Source organism: Pseudomonas sp. MD195_PC81_125 (assembly GCF_014060985.1).
In the GTDB taxonomy this organism is placed as follows: Bacteria; Pseudomonadota; Gammaproteobacteria; order Pseudomonadales; family Pseudomonadaceae; genus Aquipseudomonas; species Aquipseudomonas parakoreensis.
The window spans coordinates 1-7,029 of the sequence record NZ_JABULD010000143.1 but is presented as its reverse complement, the minus strand read 5'-3'; the positions used below and the strand labels follow the sequence as shown (position 1 = coordinate 7,029).

Below are 7,029 nucleotides of genomic sequence, written 5' to 3'. Positions count from 1 at the left end.
ATCAAAAGATCGCAGCCTTCGGCAGCTCCTACAGGGATAGAGGTCAATCCATGCCTGCTGGCGATGGGGCGACTCGGTCTAGCGGCGGACTTGTTTCAGGGTTTCCGCAATCAAAAACGCCAGTTCCAGCGACTGATCGGCATTCATCCGCGGATCGCAGTGGGTGTGATAACGATCCGACAACCCGTCTTCCGTGATCGGCCGCGCGCCACCAATGCACTCGGTGACATTCTGCCCGGTCATCTCGATATGAATCCCGCCGGCATAAGTGCCTTCGGCTTCGTGCACCTGGAAGAACTGTTTCACCTCACCCAGGATCTGCGCGAAGTCGCGGGTCTTGTAGCCGCTGCTGGCCTTGATCGTGTTGCCGTGCATCGGGTCGGAGCTCCACAGCACCTGCTTGCCTTCACGCTGTACCGCGCGGATCAGCGCCGGCAGGTGATCGCCGACCTTGTTCGCGCCCATCCGCGCAATCAGGTTCAGGCGGCCGGGATCGTTGTCCGGGTTGAGCACGTCGATCAGGCGGATCAGGTCGTCCGGGTTCATGCTCGGGCCGACTTTGACGCCAATCGGGTTGTTCACCCCGCGCAGGAATTCGACGTGAGCACCGTCGAGCTGACGAGTACGGTCACCGATCCACAGCATGTGCGCCGAGCAATCGTAATAATCGTTGGTCAGGCTGTCGCGACGCACGAACGCTTCTTCGTAGTTCAGCAACAGTGCCTCGTGAGCGGTGAAGAAACTGGTTTCGCGCAGTTGCGGCGAGCTGTCCATGCCGCAGGCGCGCATGAATGCGAGGGTCTCATCGATGCGGTCGGCGAGGTGGCTGTATTTCTCGGCCAGTGCCGAGTTGGCGATGAAATCCAGGTTCCACTTGTGCACCTGATGCAGGTCGGCAAAGCCGCCCTGGGCGAAGGCGCGCAACAGGTTCAAGGTAGCGGTGGACTGGTGATAGGACTGCAGCAGACGCTCCGGATCCGGCACGCGGCTCTTTTCGTCAAAACCGATGCCGTTGACGATGTCGCCACGGTAGGCGGGCAGGGTCACGCCGTCGAGGGTTTCGTCGTTGGCAGAGCGCGGCTTGGCGAACTGACCGGCCATGCGCCCGACCTTGACCACCGGACAACCGGCGGCGAAGGTCATGACGATCGCCATTTGCAGCAACACTTTGAAGGTGTCGCGAATCTTCGCTGCCGAGAACTCGGCAAAGCTTTCCGCGCAATCGCCGCCCTGCAACAGGAACGCACGGCCCTGAGTCACTTCGGCAAACTGGCGGCGCAGCTCGCGTGCTTCACCGGCAAACACCAGCGGCGGATAGCTGGCCAGGGTCTGCTCGACCTGGCGCAGATGCGCGGCGTCGGGGTATTGGGGTTGTTGCTGGATCGGCAGGGCGCGCCAGCTGTCAGGACTCCAGGGTTGGCTCATCACGGTCTCTAATGGGTTCTACGCACGGGAAGGCCATGGTAGCAGCAATTAGTGCGTGACCTGCTCCCACCCCATCACCGACAATCGCCGCTTTGCCACGGCGCCGGAGCGGTGCCATCGCGTCACCGCGCCCGGTGGCCATCAGGAGACGAAATGACTGAGGAGCGCGTCGAGCTGTTGCTCGCCGAGGTACAGGATGAATTCGGCGTGATTCGCGTGCTGGAAGTGGCCGATTACCGCTTTCTGGAATTCGGCGATGCCATCGAGCAGAGCTGCGTGTTCACCGCCGATCCGAGCTGGCTCGAATACGACTACACCCGGGCGATGCTGATTGGCGCGTTGTGCCATGAACAACCGGAGAGCGCGCTGTTTCTTGGCCTCGGTGCCGGTACGCTGACCCAGGCCTGCCTCAAGTTCCTGCCGCTGGAAGATGTCGAAGCCATCGAACTGCGCCCGGACGTGCCGCGCCTGGCCATCGAATACCTGGGGCTGGATGACGATCCGCGTTTGTACATTCGGGTCGGCGATGCGCTGGAGTTGCTGCCGACGGCCGAGCCTGCGGATCTGATCTTTGTCGACCTGTACACCGATGTCGGCCCGGGTGTCGGGCATCTGGCCTGGAGTTTTCTCGGCGACTGTCAGAAGCGTTTGAATCCGGGCGGCTGGCTGGTGATCAACCAGTGGGCCACCGATGATGGCAAACCGCTGGGCGCCGCGTTGCTGCGTGGGCTCTACCACCGGCATTACTGGGAACTGCCGGTGAAGGAGGGCAATGTGATTCTGATTGTGCCGGCGGATCTCGATCAGGAGCTGGACATGCAGGCACTGTCCGCCCGCGCTGAAGCGCTGGCGCCGCGGCTGGGGGTATTCGTTGCAGTCGTTGATCAACAGTATTCGCCCTGCCACCTGAGTGGCGACTCGGTCAACTGTAGGAGCTGCCGAAGGTGCGATCTTTTTAGAAACAAGATCAAAAGATCGCAGCCTTCGGCAGCTCCTGCAGGGGGTAGTTCATCAGATCCCTTTGAAGATGCCTGGCCGCCGCTCCACCAGCGAGCTGATGCCTTCCTTGGCATCCTCGCTCCCCAGCAACTTCTTCACCAGTGCCGGCAATCCTTGTGCCGCCGCCGTCTCACCTTCATACCGTGCCTGGCGCGCCGACATCAGCGTCGCCTGCACCCCCAACGGTGCCTGCCGGGCAATCCGCTCGGCCAGTTCGATCGCGCGGGGCAGCAGGTCCTCACTGGCCATTACTTCCTGTACCAAACCCAGGCGCAATGCATCATGCGCATCGAACTCATCGCCGGTCAGCAGCCAGCGCATCGCGTTGCCCCAGCCGGCCACCTGATGAAAACGCAAGGTCGCGCCACCAAAAGGAAAAATCCCTCGCTGCACTTCCATTTGTGCGAAGCGGGTATTGCTCGCGCACAGGTTGATGTCAGCGGCCAGCATCAACTCGATACCGATGGTCAGGCAGTAGCCCTGCGCGGCGACAATTACCGGTTTGCTCACGCGCGGCCCGACGAAAACGCCCCACGGGTCGCAACCGCCGGTCGGAACCTGCCAGCCATCGGCGAGGGCGGCGCTGGCATTGAGCAGATCCAGACCGGCGGTAAAGTGCTCGCCATGCCCGAACACCACGGCCACTCGCGCGTCACTGTCGGCCTCGAACTCACCGTAGGCCAGGCTCAGGTCATTGAGCATATCGAGGTCGAAAGGCATTGCGTTTGGCGGCCCGGTCAAGGCCGATCAAGTGGATATGACCTCGACGTTCACGGCTGACGCGGCCGGGGCAGGGCTGATTCATGGGTAGATCCTCGGGCGGGAAGGGCGGGTGCAGCGACGGTATGCCGCACATCGATGAATCGTTTAAGCGTCATCACCCGCAAGGCCGGGCCTTTGCAAAATAGACCTTCGCACGATTATCCGCAAAACCCCGTTACACAGCGGTGACACCGCGATTCAGCTGATAAAAAAAGCTCCCTTTTTGGGCAAATTCCGGTATAGTGCGCGCCGGCCTTTAACCGGGCCGCGTTTAGGTAGCGCAATTCCCCGAAGTCAGCTTCGGCTGCACGTCCGCACTGCGGGCTCTTCCTTGACGATTCTTTTTCATTCATACGTTTTCGCAAATCCCCGCCGACAAAGCTGCCAGGGCGACTCTTGAGTCTCAACACGGCATGCGCAGCTTTGGAGCATGGGTCTTTGCGGATGCACTTAGAGGCAGACCCATGACCCAGGAAATCGGCGGCTTCGCCGCTCTTGAACTTCATCCCAATATTGTCGCTGCAGTAGTCGCTACCGGCTATGAAGAGCCTTCGGCCATTCAGCAGCAGTCGATCCCGATCATCCTCGCCGGTCACGATATGATTGGTCAGGCGCAAACCGGTACCGGTAAAACCGCTGCCTTTGCCCTGCCTATCCTGCACCGCATTGATCCGTCCAAGCGCGAGCCGCAAGCTCTGATCCTGGCCCCAACTCGTGAGTTGGCGCTACAAGTTGCAACCGCTTTCGAAACCTACGCCAAGCAAATGCCGGGCGTAACTGTTGTGGCTGTCTACGGCGGCGCGCCGATGGGCCCACAATTGAAAGCAATCCGTAATGGCGCACAGATCGTTGTCGCCACGCCGGGCCGTCTGTGCGACCACCTGCGTCGCGACGAAAAAGTCCTCGCTACCGTGAACCACCTGGTTCTGGACGAGGCGGACGAAATGCTCAAACTGGGCTTCATGGACGACCTGGAAGTGATCTTCAAGGCCATGCCGGAAACCCGTCAGACCGTATTGTTCTCGGCAACCTTGCCGCAGTCGATCCGTGCCATCGCCGAGCGCCACCTGCGCGATCCGAAGCACGTGAAGATCCAGAGCAAGACTCAGACCGTTACCGCGATCGAACAGGCTCACCTGTTGGTTCACGCTGACCAGAAGACTTCTGCCGTTCTCAGCTTGCTGGAAGTGGAAGACTTCGACGCGCTGATCATGTTCGTGCGCACCAAGCAAGCGACCCTGGATCTGGCCAGTGCCCTGGACGCCAAAGGCTACAAAGCCGCTGCGCTGAACGGTGACATCGCCCAGAACCAGCGTGAGCGCGTCATCGACTCGCTCAAGGATGGCCGTCTGGACATCGTTGTCGCGACCGACGTGGCTGCCCGTGGTCTGGACGTTCCGCGCATCACCCACGTGTTCAACGTGGACATGCCGTACGATCCGGAGTCCTACGTGCACCGTATCGGCCGTACCGGCCGTGCCGGTCGCGAAGGTCGTGCGCTGCTGCTGGTGACTCCACGTGAGCGCCGCATGCTGCAAGTGATCGAGCGTGTCACCGGCCAGAAAGTTGCCGAAGTGCGTCTGCCGGACGCTCAAGCTGTGCTCGATGCACGCATCAAGAAACTGACCAATAGCCTGTCGCCGCTGGTCGCCGATGCCGAATCGACTCACGGCGAGCTGCTCGATCGTCTGACCGCAGACATCGGTTGCACCCCGCGTGCACTGGCTGCAGCCCTGCTGCGCAAGGCAACCAACGGTCAAGCGCTGAACCTGGCAGCGATCGAGAAGGAACGTCCACTGGTGCCGAACAACGCACCGCGTGGCGACCGTCCTGAGCGTTCCGGTGATCGTCCTGAGCGTGGCGACCGCGAGCGTCGCGCGCCAATGCCTCTGGGCGAAGGCCGTGCCCGTTGCCGTACCGCGCTGGGTGCGCGTGACGGTATCGCCGCCAAGAACCTGCTGGGCGCGATCCTCAACGAAGGTGGTCTGGCCCGCGAAGCGATCGGTCGCATTCAGGTGCGTGACAGCTTCAGCCTCGTCGAACTGCCGGAAGATGGTCTGGACAAACTCCTGACCAAGCTGAAGGACACTCGCGTCGCTGGCAAGCAGCTGAAACTGCGTCGCTACCGCGAAGATTGATCCGCCCTCGGGCTGATTGATCGAACATGAAAAATCCCCGACTGGTTCGGGGATTTTTTATGTCTGCTTTTTGCCTTTGTGGGAGCGAGCCTGCTCGCGAAGGCGTCAACCGAAGCGATAAATATCCATACCCAGCGCGCCCATCGTGAAACCTTGATGAGCAATGCTGAACTCACCTCCCGCGCCACGGGCAAAATACAACGGCAACAAATGTTCGTCACTCGGATGGCTGCGCACCGCATTTGGCGCCTGCTGACGATAGTCGTGCAACGCCGCTTCGTCATTGGCCGCCAACTTGTCGATCATCCAGTCACGAAAATCCCGAGCCCACGGCTCGACACTTTCCGGGCCGGCATGCCAGTCCAGCTCGCGCAGGTTGTGGGTGATGCTGCCGGAGCCGATCAGCAAAATACCCTGCTCGCGCAGACCCGCCAGCGCGTGTCCGACACGGGTTTGCAGCGCCGGGCCGCCGCGACTCGGCAGCGACACCTGCACCACCGGAATATCCGCCTGCGGGTACATCAATGACAGCGGCACCCAGACGCCGTGGTCGAACGGGCGTTGCGCATCGAGGCGAGCCGGCAGATGGGCAGCGTTGAGCAATTCGGCCACTTCGGTGGCCAGTTGCGGATTGCCCGGCGCCGGATATTGCACTTCAAACAGGGCGCGGGGAAAACCGCCGAAGTCGTGCCAGGTTTCGGGTTGCGAATGGCTGCTGACCCGCAATTCCTGGCTTTCCCAGTGGGCAGAGACAATCACGATGGCTTTCGGTTTAGGCAGTTCGGCCGCCAGGCGCGCGAGGGCCGGGCCGCTGGCGCCGGGTTCCAGGGCCAGCATTGGCGAGCCGTGGGAGATAAACAGGCTGGGAAACATGGAAAGGTTCCTGAGCGGTAAGATGGTGCCATCTTCAGTCAGATCATTGATCTAAATCTAATATAAGTTTTAACGCCTTTTGATCGAATTTTTTGAGGTGAAGCATGCAGCCTGAGTTTTGGCACAAGAAGTGGGAATCCAATCAGATCGGCTTTCACCTGCCTGAGGTGAATCCGTATCTGCAGCGTCTCTGGCCGCAGTTGAATATCCCGGCCCAGGCGCGAGTGCTGGTGCCGCTGTGCGGCAAAAGCCTGGATCTGTTGTGGCTGGCCGGGCGCGGATATCAGGTGCTCGGGGTCGAGTTGTCGCAGAAGGCCATCGAGGACTTCTTCAGTGAGCATCAGGTAACGCCGCAGGTCAGCGACGAGGGGCCGTTCAAGGTCTATCGCGGCGATTCCATCGAGTTGTGGTGCGGTGATTTCTTCGCGCTGACTGCAGACGATGTAGCGGACTGCGCGGCGTTGTACGACCGGGCAGCGTTGATCGCCTTGCCGCCTGCGATGCGTGAACGCTATGCGACGCATCTGCAGCAAATCCTGCCGCCGGTTGTGCAAGGGTTGTTGATCACTCTGGATTATGATCAGGCGCAAATGTCCGGGCCACCGTTTGCGGTGAGCGATGATGAGGTGCAGCGCTTGCTGGCGGGTGCCTGGCAGGTGCGAATGCTGGAAGAGCAGGATGTGCTGGGGGAGAGCTGGAAGTTTTTGCAGGCGGGGGTGACGCGGTTGGAGGAGCGGGTTTACCGGGTTTCTGGTCGATAGGTTTGTATTGGCGGTGCGGGCCCCATCGCCTGGCAAGCCAGCTCCCACAGGGTTTTGTGGTGTTTTCTGGA

General features: G+C 60.9%; 4 protein-coding genes and 2 pseudogenes. 3 read left to right on the top strand and 3 right to left on the bottom strand.

Annotated features, from left to right (window positions below; translation table 11 throughout):
• Nucleotides 1–78 precede the first annotated feature (78 nt).
• On the bottom strand, nt 79–1,425 hold the full coding sequence (locus HT737_RS06430; protein ID WP_041069567.1) for a class II 3-deoxy-7-phosphoheptulonate synthase: 1,347 nt from the start codon (nt 1,423–1,425) through the stop codon (nt 79–81).
• A 153-nt stretch (nt 1,426–1,578) separates the two neighbouring features.
• On the opposite strand from HT737_RS06430, the pseudogene HT737_RS06425 reads away from it, so the two are divergent.
• A pseudogene (locus tag HT737_RS06425) lies at nt 1,579–2,335 on the top strand (spermidine synthase).
• A gap of 101 nt (nt 2,336–2,436) precedes the next feature.
• On the opposite strand, the pseudogene HT737_RS06420 reads toward HT737_RS06425, so the two are convergent.
• Nucleotides 2,437–3,229: pseudogene (locus HT737_RS06420) on the bottom strand (crotonase/enoyl-CoA hydratase family protein).
• A gap of 421 nt (nt 3,230–3,650) precedes the next feature.
• Here HT737_RS06420 and HT737_RS06415 point away from each other — a divergent pair.
• A complete protein-coding gene (locus HT737_RS06415) occupies nt 3,651–5,324 on the top strand; it encodes a DEAD/DEAH box helicase (RefSeq protein ID WP_027613439.1) in 1,674 nt (557 codons plus the stop codon).
• Between the two features lie 105 nt (nt 5,325–5,429).
• Here the strand turns inward: HT737_RS06415 and HT737_RS06410 are convergent, their stop codons facing one another.
• Nucleotides 5,430–6,197: a class III extradiol ring-cleavage dioxygenase gene (locus HT737_RS06410; protein ID WP_182401893.1), complete on the bottom strand. Its 768-nt coding sequence runs from the start codon at nt 6,195–6,197 to the stop codon at nt 5,430–5,432.
• A 104-nt stretch (nt 6,198–6,301) separates the two neighbouring features.
• Here HT737_RS06410 and HT737_RS06405 point away from each other — a divergent pair, with 104 nt between their 5' ends.
• The gene (locus HT737_RS06405; protein WP_182401891.1) at nt 6,302–6,958 is read left to right on the top strand and encodes a thiopurine S-methyltransferase; all 657 of its coding nucleotides are present in this window, start codon (nt 6,302–6,304) and stop codon (nt 6,956–6,958) included.
• Nucleotides 6,959–7,029: the final 71 nt, after the last annotated feature.